The sequence below is a fragment of the Marisediminicola antarctica genome (assembly GCF_009930795.1).
Taxonomy (GTDB): Bacteria; Actinomycetota; Actinomycetes; order Actinomycetales; family Microbacteriaceae; genus Marisediminicola; species Marisediminicola antarctica.
Genome location: NZ_CP017146.1, coordinates 117,815 through 136,020 on the forward strand (window position 1 = coordinate 117,815; position 18,206 = coordinate 136,020).

General features: G+C 67.8%; 13 protein-coding genes. 2 read left to right on the forward strand and 11 right to left on the reverse strand.

Features of this window, described 5'->3' with window-relative positions; genetic code table 11:
* Nucleotides 1-22: 22 nt before the first annotated feature.
* The 3 genes from BHD05_RS00545 to BHD05_RS00555 all read right to left on the reverse strand — a co-directional run bounded on the left by BHD05_RS00545 (nt 23) and on the right by BHD05_RS00555 (nt 4,088).
* Complete coding sequence (locus tag BHD05_RS00545) at nt 23-1,264, reverse strand: multidrug effflux MFS transporter (RefSeq protein WP_202614250.1); 1,242 nt, start codon at nt 1,262-1,264, stop codon at nt 23-25.
* A gap of 175 nt (nt 1,265-1,439) precedes the next feature.
* Complete coding sequence (locus BHD05_RS00550) at nt 1,440-2,660, reverse strand: ROK family protein (protein ID WP_236966593.1); 1,221 nt, start codon at nt 2,658-2,660, stop codon at nt 1,440-1,442.
* Between the two features lie 3 nt (nt 2,661-2,663).
* Nucleotides 2,664-4,088, reverse strand: coding sequence for a GH1 family beta-glucosidase (locus tag BHD05_RS00555; protein ID WP_161884708.1), 1,425 nt, complete (start codon nt 4,086-4,088; stop codon nt 2,664-2,666).
* Nucleotides 4,089-4,407: 319 nt separating this feature from the next.
* Here BHD05_RS00555 and BHD05_RS00560 point away from each other — a divergent pair, with 319 nt between their 5' ends.
* Together BHD05_RS00560 and xylA are read left to right on the forward strand one after the other, a co-directional pair.
* The gene (locus BHD05_RS00560) at nt 4,408-5,982 is read left to right on the forward strand and encodes an HNH endonuclease signature motif containing protein (RefSeq protein WP_161884709.1); all 1,575 of its coding nucleotides are present in this window, start codon (nt 4,408-4,410) and stop codon (nt 5,980-5,982) included.
* A gap of 283 nt (nt 5,983-6,265) precedes the next feature.
* Entirely contained in the window at nt 6,266-7,456 is a 1,191-nt protein-coding gene (gene xylA / locus BHD05_RS00565; RefSeq protein ID WP_161884710.1) for a xylose isomerase, read from the forward strand.
* Nucleotides 7,457-7,467: 11 nt separating this feature from the next.
* On the opposite strand, the gene BHD05_RS00570 is transcribed toward xylA, so the two are convergent.
* The 8 genes from BHD05_RS00570 to araB all read right to left on the reverse strand — a co-directional run bounded on the left by BHD05_RS00570 (nt 7,468) and on the right by araB (nt 18,184).
* Nucleotides 7,468-8,589: a glycerate kinase gene (locus BHD05_RS00570; RefSeq protein WP_161884711.1), complete on the reverse strand. Its 1,122-nt coding sequence runs from the start codon at nt 8,587-8,589 to the stop codon at nt 7,468-7,470.
* Between the two features lie 125 nt (nt 8,590-8,714).
* On the reverse strand, nt 8,715-9,938 hold the full coding sequence (gene mmsB / locus BHD05_RS00575) for a multiple monosaccharide ABC transporter permease (protein WP_161884712.1): 1,224 nt from the start codon (nt 9,936-9,938) through the stop codon (nt 8,715-8,717).
* 34 nt (nt 9,939-9,972) lie between these two features.
* A complete protein-coding gene (gene mmsA / locus BHD05_RS00580) occupies nt 9,973-11,502 on the reverse strand; it encodes a multiple monosaccharide ABC transporter ATP-binding protein (RefSeq protein WP_161884713.1) in 1,530 nt (509 codons plus the stop codon).
* 114 nt (nt 11,503-11,616) lie between these two features.
* Nucleotides 11,617-12,750: a multiple monosaccharide ABC transporter substrate-binding protein gene (chvE, locus tag BHD05_RS00585; protein WP_161884714.1), complete on the reverse strand. Its 1,134-nt coding sequence runs from the start codon at nt 12,748-12,750 to the stop codon at nt 11,617-11,619.
* A gap of 347 nt (nt 12,751-13,097) precedes the next feature.
* Nucleotides 13,098-14,126 (reverse strand): LacI family DNA-binding transcriptional regulator, encoded by a 1,029-nt coding sequence (locus tag BHD05_RS00590; RefSeq protein ID WP_161884715.1) that lies wholly within the window; start codon nt 14,124-14,126, stop codon nt 13,098-13,100.
* Nucleotides 14,127-14,136: 10 nt separating this feature from the next.
* Nucleotides 14,137-15,657, reverse strand: coding sequence for an L-arabinose isomerase (gene araA, locus BHD05_RS00595; RefSeq protein WP_161884716.1), 1,521 nt, complete (start codon nt 15,655-15,657; stop codon nt 14,137-14,139).
* Entirely contained in the window at nt 15,654-16,427 is a 774-nt protein-coding gene (locus BHD05_RS00600; protein ID WP_161884717.1) for an L-ribulose-5-phosphate 4-epimerase, read from the reverse strand. Before BHD05_RS00600 ends, araA begins: the two co-directional genes overlap by 4 nt.
* Nucleotides 16,424-18,184 carry a ribulokinase gene (araB, locus tag BHD05_RS00605; RefSeq protein ID WP_202614251.1) on the reverse strand — a complete coding sequence of 587 codons (1,761 nt, stop codon included), beginning with the start codon at nt 18,182-18,184 and terminating at the stop codon, nt 16,424-16,426. The genes BHD05_RS00600 and araB overlap by 4 nt, the downstream gene beginning before the upstream one ends.
* Nucleotides 18,185-18,206: the final 22 nt, after the last annotated feature.

Here is an 18,206-nt window from a genome sequence, read left to right on the forward strand (position 1 = left end):
AACCCCACTCCCCTGCGAAGCGTCAGCGGGACAGTTCAGGCACCGTTTTCGGCTGCACGATGAACCAAAGCGAGAGCACCGCGACGAACGCCGTCGACGCCATCACCAGGCCCATCACGAACGCGCTGACGCCGAAGAGTCCGACGATCGGCGAGATAAGGCCCGCAAGGCCGAAGTTGAGGGCGCCGAGAACGGATGCCGCGGTGCCGGCCTCGCTGCCGTGGCCCGCAAGGGCGAGCACCTGCACCATCGGGAACCCGAAGCCGACGGCGGTGATGAAGAACCAGAGCGGCACGAGAACGCCCAGCAGTCCGGCATCCGCAAGGTCAAGGACGACGATCGCCGAGGAGGAGACGAACACGACGGCCGTCGAGAAGGCGAGGATCCACTGCGGCCCCACGATGCGGGCGAGGCGGGCGGATGTCTGGGTGCCGATCACGATGCCGACGGAGTTCACGGCAAAGAGCAGCCCGTACTGCTGGGGGTTGAGGCCATACAGGTCCTGGAACAGGAACGGCGACGCGCTGAGGTACGCGAACAGGCCCGAGAAGGACATGCCGCCGATGACCGCGACCCCGATGAAGATTCGGTCGCGGAAGATCGCCCCGTATCGCTGGGCCATCGTGCGGTCCGACGTTTCGCGCGACTCCTTAGGCCTCGTCTCGACGATGAAGAAGATCGCGGAGAGCAGCACGAGCACGCCGTAGGCGGCGAGGAAGAAGAACACGCCACGCCAGTCGAGCACGAGCAGCAGCTGCGAGCCGATGACCGGCGCGAGGATGGGGGCGAGGCCGGTGACGAGAGCGAGCCTCGACAGCATCCGCACGAGGGGTTGCCCGCCGAACAGGTCGCGCACGGTGGCCATCGCGACGACGGCGCCAGCCGCGGCGCCCATACCCTGCAGCACACGGAAGACCGCGATCCAGCCGATGTCGGGGGCAAGCGCAACCCCGATGCTCGCAAGCACGTGCAGCGATGTCGCGACGATGAGCGGGAGGCGGCGACCGACGCGATCGCTCCACGGGCCGACGAGCAGCTGGCCGACGCCGAAGCCTATAGTGGTCGCCGTGAGGGTCAGCTGCACCGCCGCCTGCGAGATTCCGAGGTCGCCCTCGATGACCGGGAAGGCGGGCAGGTAGAGGTCGATCGTGAAGGGCCCGAGGGCGACAAGAGCGCCGAGGATCAGGATGTAGACGATTCGCTGGCGACGGGTCAGCAGGGCGCCGGGGTGTACGACGGCTGTCGGCCTGGTCGCGATGCTCACAGAGAAATTCCTCGGTTCTTCTTCATAGACGTGGCACGCCGCGCGCCGGCCGGGCCGTGGCTGCCGGCGCGACTATGCGTGGGGGATGCCGCCCAGTTCACAGTGAGCGCGCGTTTAACCCAAGCTCTCGCGGGCGCGAGTTATTCCCCCTCCGGCACAACGGGGGCGCTGAACTTCACGCTGGAACCGTTTCGACGCCCGCCGGGTTGTCGAGGAGCGGGGCGAAAGCCAGCTCGGCCGCCCCGACGAGCACGAGGTCGGATCCGAGTTCGGCACGGGAGAAGCGCACCTCGTCGAACGGGACGGCCAGGGCCTGATCGGCGACGAGCGCCTCGAGCCTGCCGGGTGCCGCTGCGTGCAGCGAGCCGAGGAATCCGCCGAGCACGACGAGCTGGGGGTTCAGGATGTCGATAACGTTGCGCAGCGCAACGCCGAGGAAGGCCAGCTGGCGCTCGACCTCAACGCGAACGGCCGGGGCATCCGAGCCGAGCAGCCGGGCGTCGAGTTCGTCGGCGTCGGCCGTCGTGATTCCGAGCACGTCGAGGAGCAGGGAGCGGCGCACCTCGAGCTCGAGGCTTCCGGGCGCGCCGCTCGCGTCACGGCCGTCGCGGCTCGTGGCGAGCGTGTGCCCGAACTCCCCCGCGTAGCCGCCCGCTCCGCGGATCGGCCGTCCGCCGGCGATGATGCCACCACCGATCCCGCTCGCGCCGCCGTTGAGGTAGATCATGTCGCTGTGGCCGCGGCCAGCGCCGAAGATGTGCTCCGCGTTCGCTCCGAGCCCGGCGTCGTTCGCGGCGGCCGCGGGGAGCCCGGTCGCGTCGACGAGCAGCCGCGCGAGCGGCGCATCCGTCCACCCGAGGTGTGGCGCGAAGCGCACAACGCCGTCGCTCGCGCGCACGAGCCCGGGCACGGCCACGCCGATCCCGACCAGGCGGGCGGACCGCTCGGCATCGGCGCGGAGCTCGACGACGGCGTCGGCCACGATGCTGACGGTGTCGACGACGGTCGGCATTGTCGCCTCGCGGCGAATTCGGCGGAGCACCCGGCCGCCCAGACCCACGAGGGCGATCGTGACGGAGTCGACTTCTGGGTTCACCGCGATCGCGAGCACTCCGGGGTGCGGCGCGACGATCGGGCTCGGGCGGCCGACTTGCCTGCTCCCGTCCGGGTCGGACTCGACAACGAGGCCCAGCTCGGCGAGCTCACCGACCAGCGCCGCAATCGTCGACCGGTTCAGGCCTGTCTGCTTCGTGAGCTGGGAGCGGGACACCGACGGATCGTGGTGCGCGAGCCGGAGCACCGCAGAGAGGTTGTGGCGCCGCACCAGGTCGTTGCTGTTTCCGCGCCGCGGCACGACGGAGGCGGTGTCGGGCGCCCCATCGCCCGGAGCCGCCACTGCTCAGGCCGGAATCCGGTGCGTGCGCACCAGCTCGGCGTACCAGTGGCCGCTGTCCTTCACGGTTCGCTCGAGGGATTCGTAGTCGACGTAGACGATGCCGAACCGCTTCGTGTAGCCATAGGCCCACTCGAAGTTGTCCATGAGCGACCACACCTGGTAGCCGCGCAGGTCGACGCCGTGACCCATCGCGCGGTGCGCGGCCGTGAAGTGGCGTCGCAGGTAGTCGATGCGGTCGGCGTCGTGCACCTGGCCCTCGTCGAGGACGTCGGGGAACGCGGCACCATTCTCCGTAACCATGAGCGGCTGCGCCGGGAACTGCTCGTGCAGCGAGACGAGGAGATCCTCGAGCCCGTCGGGGGCGATGTTCCAGCCCATCTCGGTGTACGGCCCCGGCTGCGCGATGAACTCGACGTCCTCGCTGCCTGGCCAGGGCGAGCCGACCGACGTGCCGTGCCCGTCGGCGCTCTGCTTCGGGGAGACCCCGTCCCACGGCTTGACGGTCGCGGTGGAGTAGTAGTTGACGCCGAGAACATCGATGCTCTGGTTGATCGCCTCGAGGTCTCCGGGGAGCACGAACGCCCAGTCGGTGATTCCCGCGGTGTCGGCGAGGAGATCGGCCGGGTACTCCCCGCGCAGCATCGGCCCGGTGAAGGCGCGGTTCGCGAGCGCGTCGATGCGGCGAACCGCGTCGCCCGCGTCATCCGCTCCGGGCCGAACGACGTGCAGGTTGAGGGTCACCGAGAAGTCGGGGTCGTTCGTCACGACCTTGCGAAGTTCGGTGAGCGCGAGCCCGTGGGCGAGGTTGAGGTGGTGGACGGCCGCGAGCGCGTCCGCGCCGTTGGTGCGGCCGGGAGCGTGGACGCCGGAGCCGTATCCCAGGTAGGCGCTGCACCACGGCTCGTTGAGCGTGGTCCACGTCTCGACTCGGTCGCCGAGCGCCTGGCCGATGACCGCCGCGTATTCGGCAAACCGGTAGGCGGTGTCACGGTTGGGCCAGCCGCCGGCATCCTCGAGCGGCTGCGGCAGGTCCCAATGGTAGAGCGTGGCGATGGGCTTGATTCCGCGTGCGATGAGCCCGTCGACAAGGCGGGAGTAGAAGTCGATGCCGGCCTGGTTGATCGCGCCGGAGCCTGTGGGCACGATGCGCGGCCAGGCGATCGAGAACCGGTAGGCCTCGAGGCCGAGGCCCTTCATCATGTCGAGATCCTCGTCGAGCCGGTGGTAGTGGTCGTCGGCGACGTCGCCGGTATCGCCATTGACGACGAGTCCGGGCGTGTGGCTGAAGGTGTCCCAGATCGACGGGCCGCGGCCGTCCTCTGCGACGGCTCCTTCGATCTGGTACGACGCAGTAGCCGAACCGAGCAGGAAGTCGGCGGGGAACTCGAGCCCGGAGTCGCGGTAGTCGGGGCTGCCGTGGGTTGTCATCGCAGGAGTGCCTTTCCACCTGTGGCCGTCAGATGTCGCTGTAATCGTAGTCGCGTCGCCCCGCGGGCTCATATTCCGCGCCCGGATGCCGAGCGGAGCGCGACCCGCTGCTGGTGGCTGCGTGGTCGCTGCTGGTGGCTGCTGGTTGCTGCTGCGGGTTGAGCAGCGCGCTCTGGCGCGCGTATCGCCCCCCACTTGCGAGCCGGCGTCTTCTCCTCCACAGGCCCTGCTCGTGGAGGGCTGTCCACAGGTAATATCCCAGATCAGGGTGTGGTTTGGTGTCGGTTGGAATGTCGGTGGTGCCTGTCACTATGTGGGTATGTCCAAAGCAACCGATCCCCTCATTGACAGCGCTATTGCGTTCGCGTCGGTGTGGGCTGGTGCGCTCACCGGGTTCGGCGCCCGGGTCGGCGAACACCCCGATGCCCGGCCGCCCGATGCTCGTGGAGCAGGATCCGGCGCAGCGGCTGCAGCCGTCTCGGTCGGTGCAACCGCCGGAGCATCGTTCGGCGCGATCTCGGTCGCTCCGTCCCAGCTTGATGTGGAAACAATGTCCGATGCGGGGCTGGTGCGGGCGATCCAGTCCGGCTACGACCTCAAACGACACGTCGATGCCCTGCTGGTGCGTGCGGCGGGGGAGCTGAGTGTGCGCTCGCGCCCCTCGCTCGGGCAGGGCGGCCTGGCGAAGTCTTCCGGGCATACCTCTCCTGCCTCCCTGATCACGGAACTGGGTCGGGTGACTCTGGCCGAGGCCGGCAGAACAGTCCGGTTGGGTGAGGCGACCACCGCACCGGTGTCCCTGCTCGGGGAGCGCCTCCCCGCCCCGTTCCCGCTGGTCGCGGATGCGGTGAACAGCGCGGTGGTGCAGGTGGATGCGGCCCAGTCGATCATCACCTCCCTGACCCAGGCCGCCCCCCGCGCCCTGCCGGTACACCTGGTCGCGGCGGAGGAGGAACTGGTCACCTTCGCCGCGTCTCATCCGGCGGACACGGTGCGGAAGCTGTCGATCTCCTGGCGGGACGCGCTCGATACCGATGGGATCGCACCGCGGGAGGAGGCACTGATCGCGGCCCGGTCGCTGCGCTGGAGCAAACAGGGCAACGGTTTGGAGCGCTGCACGATCGACCTCGACCCCCTCGGCGCCGGATATGTGCGCACCATGATCGACGCGATGGTCGGCGACGCCCTCCGCGCCGTCCGCTTCGACACCGACCCGACAGGACCTGCGGGGACCGCCGGCGGCCACGACCACGGCCACGGCATGGGCGATGAGGGTCTCGACCGGGACGCGTGCGGTGACCACCATGTCGAGCTCCCCGACCCGCGGACGATCCCTCGGATCGCCGCCGACGCCCTGATCGATGTGGCCCGGCACATGATGGGCTGCACCACCGCACCAGGACCCCTCCCACACACCACCCTGATCATCCGGATGACCCTGGAACAACTCCAATCCGGCCTCGGCGCAGCACACCTCGACGGAGTCGAAGACCCCATCACGGCTGGTGCCGCCCGCAGGCTTGCCGCGGACGCGGAACTGATCCCCGCAGTCCTCGGCGGGAACAGCCAAATCCTCGACCTCGGCACCGGGAGACGACTATTCACCCGCGCCCAACGAATCGCATTCGCCGAACGCGACGGCGGCTGCGCCATCACCGGCTGCGGCAGACCACCCTCCTACACCGAAGCCCACCACATCCACTGGTGGTCCCACGGAGGCACAACAAACCTCAACAACGGCATCCTGTTATGCACCGGACACCACCACATCATCCACAAAGGATGGACCGTACAGATCACCGACAACACCCCCTGGTTCACCCCACCCCCACACATCGACCCCACCCGAACACCCAAACGCGGCGGAAAACTCCCCACACCAGCACTGCAATGACCACAGGACGGGCACGGCCAGGTTTCGCCACAGTCGCTACGCGACCCGCCCAACCAACAGAAACAGGTACCCGACCGACTCAACCAGCCGAAACAACTACGCGACCCCAACCCATCGCAACACATCACCAGCGAAGGCCGCGACCCGACGCACGCGGCCGAACCACAGCATCCATCCGTGCCGCCCTGTGCCGCGGCGACAATCGGTGCAAGGTTCGGCATTCCCCCGCTAATATGTTTCCGTCCCCCACAAATCAACGACGAAGCCCAAGGACGGTACCGCCATGACTCTCACCCCGACCCGCGACGACAAGTTCTCCTTCGGGCTCTGGACCATCGGCTACAACGGCGCCGACCCGTTCGGCGGACCGACGAGGCCGCACCTCGACGTCGTCGAGGCAGTGCACAAGCTCGCCGAGATCGGCGCCTACGGACTCACCTTCCACGACGACGACCTGTTCGCATTCGGGTCGAGCGACGCCGCGCGGCAGAAGGAGATCAACCGCGCAAAGCAGGCGTTCGCCGACACGGGCATCATCGTGCCAATGATCACGACCAACCTGTTCAGCGCTCCCGTGTTCAAGGACGGCGGTTTCACCTCGAATGACCGGGCCGTGCGGCGCTTCGCGATCCGAAAGGTACTGCGCAACATCGACCTCGCCGCCGAGCTCGGCGCGACGACGTTCGTCATGTGGGGCGGGCGCGAGGGCGCGGAGTACGACGCCGCCAAGGACATCCGCGGCGCCCTCGAGCGCTACCGCGAGGCGGTCAACCTGCTCGGCGACTATGTGACCGACAAGGGCTACGACATCCGGTTCGCGATCGAGCCCAAGCCGAACGAGCCCCGCGGCGACATCCTGCTCCCCACCCTCGGCCACGCGCTCGCGTTCATCGAGACGCTCGAGCGTCCCGAGCTCGTCGGAGTCAATCCGGAGACGGGCCACGAGCAGATGGCCGGGCTCAACTTCACCGCCGGGATCGCCCAGGCGCTCTACCAGGGCAAGCTCTTCCACATCGACCTCAACGGGCAGAAGGGCATCAAGTACGACCAGGACCTCGTCTTCGGCCACGGCGACCTCGCGAACGCGTTCTCGCTTGTCGATCTGCTCGAGAACGGCGGTCCGGACGGCGGTCCGTCGTACGACGGGCCGCGCCACTTCGACTACAAGCCCAGCCGCACCGAGGACGCGGTCGGGGTCTGGGACTCGGCGGCCGCGAACATGCGCATGTACCTGCTGCTCAAGGAGCGCGCCGCGGCCTTCCGCGCCGACCCCGAGGTGCAGGAGGCCCTCGCGAGCGCGCGCGTGCACGAGATCAACGAGCCGACCCTCTCCGCCGGCGAGAGCTACGCCGACCTACTCGCGGATACGGCTTCCTACGAGACATTCGACACCGACGCGTACTTCGGGGGCAAAGGCTTCGGCTTCGTTCGCCTCAACCAGCTCGCTACCGAGCACATCCTCGGAGCCCGGTAGTCCAGAGCGCGTCAGAGCGCACCCGCGAGCAGCTCCCCGGCCGCCCGCAGCCATCGGAGCGGGTCGGCGAGCGCCGCATCCGTGCCTCCCGCGAGGTCGGACAGGGAGACGGACGCCGCGAAGCCGTGAGTATCGGCATCGATGCGGCCGGCGACGAGCATCGCTGCGGCCCCGCCCGTGTCGGCGAGTGCGAGCACGCGCGAGGGCACCTTGCCGCCGCTCGACTGGTCGTCGAACCTGCCCTCGCCCGTGATGACGACGTCGGCCGAGCGGATGCTGTCGGCAAGGCCGATCGCGTCGGCGACGGCCGCGGCACCCGGCGTCATCGCGGCGCCCCAGGCGAGCAGCGCGAATCCGGTGCCACCCGCGGCGCCCGCGCCGGGTGTCTCCGGGTCGACGGAAAGCACGCCAGAGAGCCGTCGTAGTCCCGCATCGAGTTCGGCCATCTGGGCGGGCGTCGCCCCCTTCTGCGGCCCGAACACGGCGGCGGCACCCTTCTCTCCAAGCAGCGGGTTCGTGACGTCGCCCAGCACGACCGCCCCGCCTGCGGGAAGGGGGAGGAGCGCGGACAGGTCGGCCCGCTCGATATCGCGGAGGCCTGCGCCGCCGGGCCGAACCTCCACGCCCGCGTCGTCGAGGAACCGGGCACCGAGCGCGGCGAGCGCACCCGTACCGCCGTCGGTCGAGGCACTGCCGCCGATCGCGAGCAGCAGCCGGTCCACGCCGGCCTCCAGCGCCCGTTCGATGAGCTGCCCGAACCCGCGAGTATGTGCGGCCATCGGTGCCAGCGGGTCGAGATGCGTGATGCCGCTCGCGGCGGCAAGCTCGACGACGCCGGTGGGTCCCTCGCCGGGCCAGGTCCCTGGCAGCAGCAGCCACTCCGCATCCACCAGCCCGTCATGGCCGCGCCCGACCGGGCCCTGGACCCGCTCCGGCATCCGTCGCGCTCCGGGGACGGCGGCCGCGATCGTGTCGATCGTGCCCTCGCCCCCGTCCGCCATCGGAGCGAGCATAACCTCGTCGCTCGGCCTGACCGCGTGCCAGCCCACCGCGAGTGCCGCGGCCGCATCGACGGCGGTCGCGGTGCCCTTGAACGAATCGGGCGCCATAACGACCGTCAGCCTCGCGGTCATCGGCTATCCGGTGCGTGATCGGTGCTTCGGTCCGCTGCGATCATGGCGATCCCTCCTACGCTGCGAGGGTACTGCACGACGAGCCCCGCTCCGAAAGGAACAGGGCTCGTCGCGGGGAGATGGTGCTAGCGACCTCCGGAGCGGCGCTTGTTGAACACATCGAAGGCGACCGCGAGCAGGAGCACGAGGCCCTTGACGGCCTGCTGCCACTCGATTCCGATGCCCATGATCGACATACCGTTGTTGAGCACACCGATGATCAGGCCTCCGATAATGGCACCGGCGATCGTGCCGATCCCGCCCTGCACCGCCGCCCCACCAATGAATGCGGCGGAGATCGCCTCCAGCTCGAAGCCCTCACCCGCCTTCGGCCCGGCGAGGTTGAGCCGCGCGGTGAAGACGAGGCCCGCGAGCGCCGCGAGGAAGCCCATATTGACGAAGATCCAGAAGTCGACCTGGCGGGTCTTGACACCCGAGAGCTCGGCCGCGTGGCGGTTGCCGCCGATCGCGTAGATGTGGCGCCCGAACACGCTCTTGGTTGTCAGCACCCCATAGATCATCACGAGCACCGCGAGCACGATGAGGGTGATCGGGATGCCCTTGAAGGTGGCGAGGGCGTAGGCGAAGAATCCGATGCCGGCGATAATGAGGGCGAGCTTCGCGATAAACCAGACGAGGGGCTCGACCTCCTGCGCGTACTGCAGGCGACCGCGGCGGGTTCGGATCTGCTGGAACACGAGGGCGATGATCGCGATGACCGCGATGCCCATCGTCACCGGGTCGACCTGATAGGCGCCGAGAAGGTCGGTCAGGAACCCGTTGCCGAGCGCGCGGTACTCCGACGGGAACGAGCCGATGTTGGCATTGCCCAGCACCACAAGCGCGAGGCCGCGGAAGATGAGCATGCCGGCGAGAGTCACGATGAACGCGGGTATACCCACATAGGCGATCCAGAAGCCCTGCCACGCTCCGACTACAGCGCCGACGAGCAGCGACAGGATGATTGAGAGCCACCACGGCAGCCCCATTTGCACCGCGAAGACGCCCGATACCGCCCCGACGAACGCGGCCACCGACCCCACCGACAGGTCGATGTGCCCGGCGACGATCACGAGGACCATGCCGATCGCGAGGATCAGGATGTAGCCGTTCTGCACGATCAGGTTCGAGATGTTCTGCGGTCGCAGGAGGATCCCGTCGGTCGTGATCGAGAAGAGGATGATGACCGCGATCAGGGCGAGGAAGATGCCGTTCTTGCCGAGGTCGGCGAGGATGTGGGTCAGCGGAGCGGTGAATCGGTTTTCGGGTGGCCCGATTGTCTCTGTGGAGGCCGGCTTGGTGTCAGTCATGGGCGTGAATGCTCCTTTGTGAATCGCCCGCCCGTCAGCGAGGCGTCTCCATGGTCATGAGTTTGATGAGTGCTTCGGGGTTCGCTTGTTCGATCGGCAGCTCGCCGGTGATCCTGCCCTCGGAGATCGCGTAGATGCGGTCGCAGATGCCGAGAAGCTCGGGCAGCTCGGACGAGATGACGATGATGGCCTTCCCCTCCGCAGCCAGCCGATTGATGATCGTGTAGATCTCGTACTTCGCTCCCACGTCGATTCCGCGCGTCGGCTCGTCCAGAATCAGCACGTCGGGGTCGGAGAAGATCCACTTGCTCAGCACGACCTTCTGCTGGTTTCCGCCCGAGAGCTTGCCCGTCTTTGCGAGCACGGTCGGCGCCTTGATATTCATCGACTTGCGATATTCGTTCGCGACCTTGAATTCCTCGTTGTCGTGGACGAGGCCGTACTTCGAGAGCTTGCCGAGTGCCGCCATCGAGACGTTCCGTTTGATGTCGTCGATGAGGTTGAGCCCGTAGGTCTTGCGGTCCTCGGTCGCGTAGGCGATGCCGTTGCTGATCGCCTCCGAGACATCCCGAACCTTGATCTCCTTGCCGTTCTTGAAGACCTTGCCGGTGATCCTGCTGCCGTAGGAGCGGCCGAAGAGGCTCATCGCGAACTCGGTGCGTCCGGCTCCCATGAGACCGGCGATCCCGACGATCTCGCCGGCCCGCACGTTGAGGTTGACGTTGTCGACCATCACCCGTGTCGGGTCCTGGGGGTGATGCGCCGTCCAGTTCTCCACGCGCAGCACCTCCTCGCCGACGTGAGGGGTGTGGTCGGGGTACCGGTGCTCAAGGTCGCGGCCCACCATGTCCTTGATGATCCGGTCCTCGGTCACCTCGGCCTTGGTGATCGTCTCGATAGTCTTGCCGTCGCGGATGACGGTCACCGAGTCGGAGACCTTTTTGATCTCATTGAGCTTGTGGCTGATGATGATTGAGGTGATCCCCTGCCCCTTGAGGTGCAGGATGAGGTCGAGCAGGTGGTCGCTGTCCTCGTCGTTGAGGGCCGCGGTCGGCTCGTCGAGGATGAGGAGCTTCACTCGCTTCGACAGTGCCTTAGCGATCTCGACGAGCTGCTGCTTGCCGACGCCGATGTTCTTGATCTTCGTCGTCGGGTTTTCGCGAAGACCGACCCGAGCGAGAAGTTTCGCTGCTTCCGCGTTGGTCTTGTTCCAGTCGATCAGGCCGAAGGCGCCGCGCTGTTCGTTGTTGAGGAAGATGTTTTCCGCGATCGACAGCTGCGGGCTCAGGGCGAGTTCCTGGTGGATGATCACGATCCCGTGAGCTTCGCTTTCTCGGATGTCGTGGAATGACATCGTCTTGTCTTCGAAGACGATGTCGCCGTCGTACGTGCCGAGGGGGTAGACGCCGCTGAGGACTTTCATCAGGGTCGACTTGCCCGCGCCGTTTTCGCCACAGATGGCGTGGACCTCGCCGCGGGCGACGTTGAGGGTGACGTCCGACAGCGCTTTCACACCGGGGAATGTCTTCGTGATCGAACGCATCTCGAGAATGTTTGCATTCACCGGCGATCCAACTCCTTTGGTGGTGGGGTAGTACATTGTGTTCGCCGGTGGGGGTACCTGGGTACTCCCCACCGGCGTGTTGGTGCTGTGTGCTGCTATCGCGGTGCGATGTGACTAGCCGTTGATCTCTGCGTCGGTCCAGTAGCCGCTGTCGATCAACACCTCGGGGATGTTGTCCGCGACGACGATGATCGGCTCGAGCAGGTACGACGGCACGGTCTTGACGCCGTTGTCGTAGTCCTCGGTGTTGTTGACCTCGGGGTCTTCGCCGTCCAGAACCGCAACCGTCATCTCGACGGCCTTCGACGCGAGGTCGCGGGTGTCTTTGAAGATGGTGGCGTACTGCTCACCGGAGACGATCGCCTTGACGGAGTCGAGTTCGGCGTCCTGACCCGAGATGATGGGCCATTCGGCGCCGACCGTGTAACCGGATCCCTGGAGTGCCGAGATGATTCCACGGCTGATGCCGTCGTAGGGCGACAGAACAGCGTTGACCCTGTCTCCGCCGGAGTACTGCGCGGTGAGGATGTCCTCCATGCGGCTCTGTGCGGTCTCGCCGTCCCAACGGAGGGTGGCAACCTGCTCGATCTCGGTCTGGCCGCTCTTGACGACGAGCGTTCCGTCATCGATCAGCGGCTGGAGCACGTCCATGGCGCCGTTGAAGAAGAAGAACGCGTTGTTGTCATCGAGCGATCCGGCGAACAACTCGATGTTGAACGGTCCGGCAGGAGCGCCGTCGATCGGGGTTCCGTCGAGCTCGGTGAGGCCGAGCCCGTTGGTGATCGACCAGGCCTGCTGCTGTCCGACGAGGAAGTTGTCGAACGTGGCGTAGTAGCTGACGGCCTCGGTGTCGCGCAGCAGTCGGTCGTACGCGATGACCGCGATGTCCTGGCTTGCGGCGTCCTCGAGCACGTTGGTGAGCGTGGTTCCGTCGATCGAGGCGACGATCAGGGCGACTGCGCCCTTGGTGATCATGTTCTCGATCTGGAGGACCTGGGTCGGGATGTCGTCTTCTGCGTACTGAAGGTCGACCTCGAAGCCGGCCTCTTCGAGCTGGGCCTTGACGGCTTCGCCGTCCTGGATCCAGCGCTCGGACGACTTCGTCGGCATCGCGACGCCGACGAGGCCGCCTTCGCCGCCGCCGTCGGTTGCGCCGCCGCCGCCGCCGTCGTCGGCGGGTGCGCAGGCCGCGAGGCCGAGCGCGAGTGCTCCGGCGGCAATTGTCGCCAGAATCTTCCTGTTGTTCACTGTGTTTCCTTTCGTGGGTGCTTGGACTTCGGGAACTGCGTGGTGCTCATCGGGCCGACCTCGTCCATGCGGTCAGCCGTCGTCCGCCTACCCGGCGAGGGGCCGGGTGCCTGGCGAGTCAGGGAGGTGCGTGTCGGCGACCGCGTGGCGGAGGAGGCGGGCATCACGGGCGCGGCCCACCGGGTTCCGCGGCGCGACGACGTGGTCTGCGCGCGTGGGGGAGGGTGGGATCGTGCTCACTGCTTGACCTCTTCGTCATGCGATCGGTGGACACCGGTGCAGGTTGTGTGCTCAATGTGAACGGTCACATTGTGGACTACATGCTAATCCGTTTCCCTGGGGCCGTGTCAAGCATTCACTTCACGGTTCGGTAACGGGATTACGGGTGCCGTCGACGCGCGCACGATGAGTTCGGGGGTCGCATGCACCGGTTCGAACGGCGGACGACCGTCGAGAACCTGCAGCAGCGTCTCCATCATTCGGGCGCCGAGGTCGGCGAAGTCCTGGCGCACTGTCGTGAGCGGGGGCGAGTAGTGCACGCTCTCGGGGATATCGTCGAAGCCGACAACGCTCACGTCTCTCGGAACTCGCAAGCCGGCGTCCGCGAGCGCATGCAACAGGCCGATCGCCATCTGGTCGTTGGCCGAGAAGATAGCTGTCGCCGCGCGCGCCCCGACCGCCCCGGTTCGGGTGAGCTCGGTGCCGATCGCATAGCCACTGTTGGCCAGCCAGCTGCCCACGAGCGGCGGTGTAACAGGCAGCCCTGAGGCCTCGAGCTCGGCGCGCCAGCCCCGCTCGCGCTCGGCCGCATCCACCGACCAGTCCGGACCCCTGGCATGCAGGATTCTCCTGTGACCGAGCTCGACCAAGTGGCGCACCGCGAGTCGCGCGCCGGCGAACTGGTCGATCGACACACTCAGGAATCCCTCCCGGCCGCTGCTCTCGGCCGTAACAAGGGGCACCCCGATCTCGAGCCCCTCGATCGCGTCGAAGGCCGCGACATCCGCGACGATGAGCACGAGTGCCTCGACGCGCTGCCTGAGAAGCACCTCGACGGCGCTCACCATGGCCGTCCTGTCAACGCTCGTCATGCTCGCGATGGTGACCTGGTACCCGGCCGAACGAGCTGCCTCGTTGAAGGCCAGCATGGTGCTCGACGGGCCGTACAACGGCGCTCCGGTCGCGATGAGACCAATTGCGTTGGACTTGCGCGTCACGAGCGCGCGTGCGGCCGAACTCGGCCGGTAGTTGAGCTCCCGGATTGCGGCATCCACGCGCGCCCGGGTCGCCGGGCGCACGGCGGCGTCGTTGAGCACGCGCGAGACCGTCTGGTGCGAGACTCCCGCGAGCTTCGCGACGTCGGTGATGTTGGCCACGGCGGCGCGGCTACAGCCCGCGGGCGAGCCGGTAGTAGGCCTGGTTCCAGCGCAGCTCCCTGCTGAAATCGCGCAGGTTCGTGTTCTTGTCGATCACGACGAGCTCGTTGCGCGCGATCTCTGCGAAGTCCTCGAAGACGTCGATGCCGACGGCGGTCGACATCACCGTGTGGTGGGCGGCTCCCGCCACAAGCCACGCGGCGGCGCTTGTCGCGAAGTCGGGCTCGGGCTTCCACACCGCGCGGGCCACCGGCAGCTTGGGAAGCGGATGCGGCAGCGGCACGACCTCGACGACGTTCGCGACGAGCCGGAAGCGGTCGCGCATATCGGAGAGGGCGACGACGACGGCGGGTCCGGCATCCGTATCGAACACAAGCCGCACCGGGTCCTCGCGGCCGCCGATGCCGAGCGGATGCACCTCGAGGCGCGGCCTCGAGGTCGTCAGCGACGGGCACACCTCGAGCATGTGCGCACCGAGGATGAGCTCGTTGCCCGGGGTCATGTCGTAGGTGTAGTCCTCCATGAGCGAGGCCCCGCCGGGGAGCCCGGCGCCCATGACCTTGGCCGCGCGAACAAGAACGGCGGTCTTCCAGTCGCCCTCGGCGCCGAAACCGTAGCCGTCGGCCATGAGTCGCTGCACGGCGAGGCCGGGCAGTTGGCGGAGTCCGCCGAGGTCTTCGAAGCTCGTCGTGAAGGCACTGAACCCGCCGGCCTCGAGGAAGGAGCGCAGCCCGAGTTCGATGCGCGCGCCGTAGCGCAGCGAGTCGTGGCGCTCCCCGCCGGATCGCAGCTCTGGCACAACCTCGTAGAGTTCCTCGTACTCGGCGACGAGCGCGTCGACGTCGGCCTCGGTCGCGGCGTCGACCGCCTCGACGAGATCGTTCACTCCCCAGGTGTTGACCTGCACACCGAACTGCAGCTCGGCCTCGGTCTTGTCTCCCTCGGTCACGGCCACGAAGCGCATGTTGTCGCCGAACCGGGCGAGCTTCAGCTCGTGGGTCGCCGCCCAGCCCGCCGCGGCGCGCGTCCACGTGCCGATTCTCGCGGCGACCACAGGGTTGGAGACGTGGCCGACGACCGTCTTGCGGGCGACTCCGAGACGGGTCTGGATGTAGCCGAACTCGCGGTCGCCGTGCGCGGCCTGATTGAGGTTCATGAAGTCCATGTCGATCTCAGACCACGGCAGCTCCACGTTCGCCTGCGTGTGCAGGTGCAGCAGCGGCTTGCGCAGCAGGTCGAGGCCGGTGATCCACATCTTCGCGGGGCTGAAGGTGTGCATCCACGCGATGACGCCGATGACGCGGTCGTTCGCGTTGGCGTCGAGGGCGAGACGGCGGATGGAATCGGAGTCCTTGAGCACCGGCATCCACTTCACGGTCACGGGGACGTCGCGGGCGGCACCGAGCGCGCTGGCGATCTGCTGGGACTGCTCCGCGACCTGGCGCAGCGTCTCGTCGCCGTACAGGTTCTGGCTGCCGGTGACGAACCAGACCTCGTACGTGGCGAGGTCGGGAATGATCGAGCCGTTCATACGTCTTCTCCAGTGTTGTTCAGTGCGGGGTCGTTCACTGCGGCGTCGTTCACTGCGGGGTCGTCGAGCGTGGTGTCGTCGAGCGTGCCGACGGGCGCCTGCCCGTAGACGTTCTGGTAGCGGTCGAACAGGGCGTCGATCTTGTCCTGCGGGATGGGGATCGGCTCACCGAGCTGCCGGGAGATGTGCACCGTCCGCGCGACGTCCTCGGCCATCACGGCGGCCTTGACGGCGTCGCGCGGGTCCTTGCCGATCGTGAAGACGCCGTGGTTCTGCATGAGCACGGCGCGCGAGCGGTGGCCAGAGAGCGTCGCGACGATCCCCTCGCCGATCGACTCGTCGCCGATGATCGCGAACGGCCCGATCGGGATCTCGCCGCCGAACTCGTCCGCCTGGCCCGTGATCACGCACGGCACCGGTTCGCCCCTGGCCGCCCATGCGGTGGCGTAGGTGGAGTGGGTGTGCACGACGCCGCCGACCTGCGGCATGTTGCGGTAGACGTACGCGTGCGCCGCAGTGTCGCTCGACGGGCTGCGATCGCTGCCCTCCGACCCGGGGACCACCGTGCCGTCGAGGTCGCAGAGGATCATGTTCGAGGCGTCGAGGTCGTCGTACTCGACGCCGCTCGGCTTGATCACGAACAGGCCGGCGCCGGGCACCCGGCCGGAGATGTTGCCCCCTGTCCAGATCACGAGCCCGTAGCGGGTGAGCTGGTCGTGCAGGGCTGCGACGTCGGCGCGAACGCGGCGGATGTCGTCGTCGATACTCACGGCCCGACCTCGCTCTCGGCTGGGTCGCTGTGCTCCGGTTCGTCCGCGGCGTGGGCGCGGGAGACCTCGCCCGCTCCCCCGAGCGCGCCCCGCCGCATGGCCTTCAGCCGGTGCATGACGCCGTTGCCGCCGCGACCGAAGTAGTCGTGCAGCAGGGTGTACTCGGCGTACAGCAGGTCGTAGGCGTCAGCCGCATCCGGATTCGGGGTGAAGGCGGACCTGTTGAGGCGACCCATCGCGTCGCCGGCGGCGCGCACGTCGCGATAGGCGCCCGCCGCGACCGCGGCATGGATCGCGGAGCCGAGCGCGGGGCCCTGGTCGCTCACGATCGTCGACACCGGCATCCGCAGCACATCGCTGTAGACCTGCATGAGGAAGGGGTTCTTGATCAGGCCGCCCGCGGCGACGAACTCGGTCACGGGGGTGCCGCTCGCGGCGAAGGTCTCGACGATCGTGCGGGTGCCGAACGCGGTGGCCTCGAACAGGGCCCGGTAGATCTCCTCGGCCCGGGTCGCGAGCGTCGCGCCGATGAGGGTTCCGCTGAGCTCGTGATCGACGAGCACCGAGCGGTTGCCGCTGTGCCAGTCGAGGGCAATGAGGCCGTGCCCGCCGACGGGCTGATCCTCGATGAGCGAGGTCAGGTACTCGTGCACGCTGAGCCCCCGCGCCGCGGCCTCCTCGTGATAGCGGCCCGGAACCTGGTTGTTCACGTACCAGGCGAAGATGTCGCCGACGCCGGACTGCCCCGCCTCGTAGCCGTAGAGCCCCGCGACGATCCCGCCGTCGACGACGCCGCACATCCCGGGCACCTCGGTGATCCCCGTCGCGTTCATGACGTGGCAGGTGGAGGTTCCCATGATCGCGAGCATCTGGCCGGGCTCGACGGCCTGGGCCGCCGGCGCCGTGACATGCGCGTCGACGTTGCCGACCGCGACCGCGATGCCGGCAGGGAGCCCGGTCCACGCTGCGGCCCGGTCCGACAGCACGCCCGCCTTCTCACCGAGCTGGCCGATCTCGTGGGCGATCTTGTCGTCGGCGAATCCCGCGAACTCGGGGTTGAGCGCGGCGAGGAATCCGCGGCTGGGGTATGCGCCGTCCTGCAGGATGCCCTTGTAGCCGGCCGTGCAGGCGTTGCGCAGGTAGTTGCCGGTGAGCTGCCAGACGATCCAGTCGGCGGCCTCGACGAAGTGGTCCATTCGGGCATAGAGCTCTGGGTCCTCCTCGAGCAGCTGCAGGCCCTTGGCGAACTCCCACTCGCTCGAGATGAGCCCGCCGTAGCGGGGCAGCCAGCTCTCGCCGCGGGTGCGGGCGAGTTCGTTGATGCGGTCGGCCTGCGCCTGCGCCGCGTGGTGCTTCCACAGCTTGACGTAGGCGTGCGGGCGTGACTCGAGGCCGGGAACCTCGCTGAGCGGGGTTCCGTCGGCGAGCACGGGGAGCGGGGTGCTCGCGGTGAAGTCGGTGCCGATGCCGATGACCTGCTGTGGGTTGATTCCGGATGCGGCGATCGCCCGCGGCACGGCGGTCCTGAGCACATCCACATAGTCGGCCGGCACCTGTAGCGCCCACTCGGGCGGCAGCTGCTCGCCGGTCGAGGCGAGCACGGTATCCATCACGGCGTGCGGGTATTCGTGGGTCGCGGTGCCGAACTCGGCGCCGTCGGAGACGCGCACGACGAGGGCGCGACCGGACAGGGTGCCGTAGTCGACACCGACGACGAATCGGTCCTCCGGCGTGATCGGTGCGGCGGAAGCGGGCACGAGAGACTCCTTCGTCAGGGCG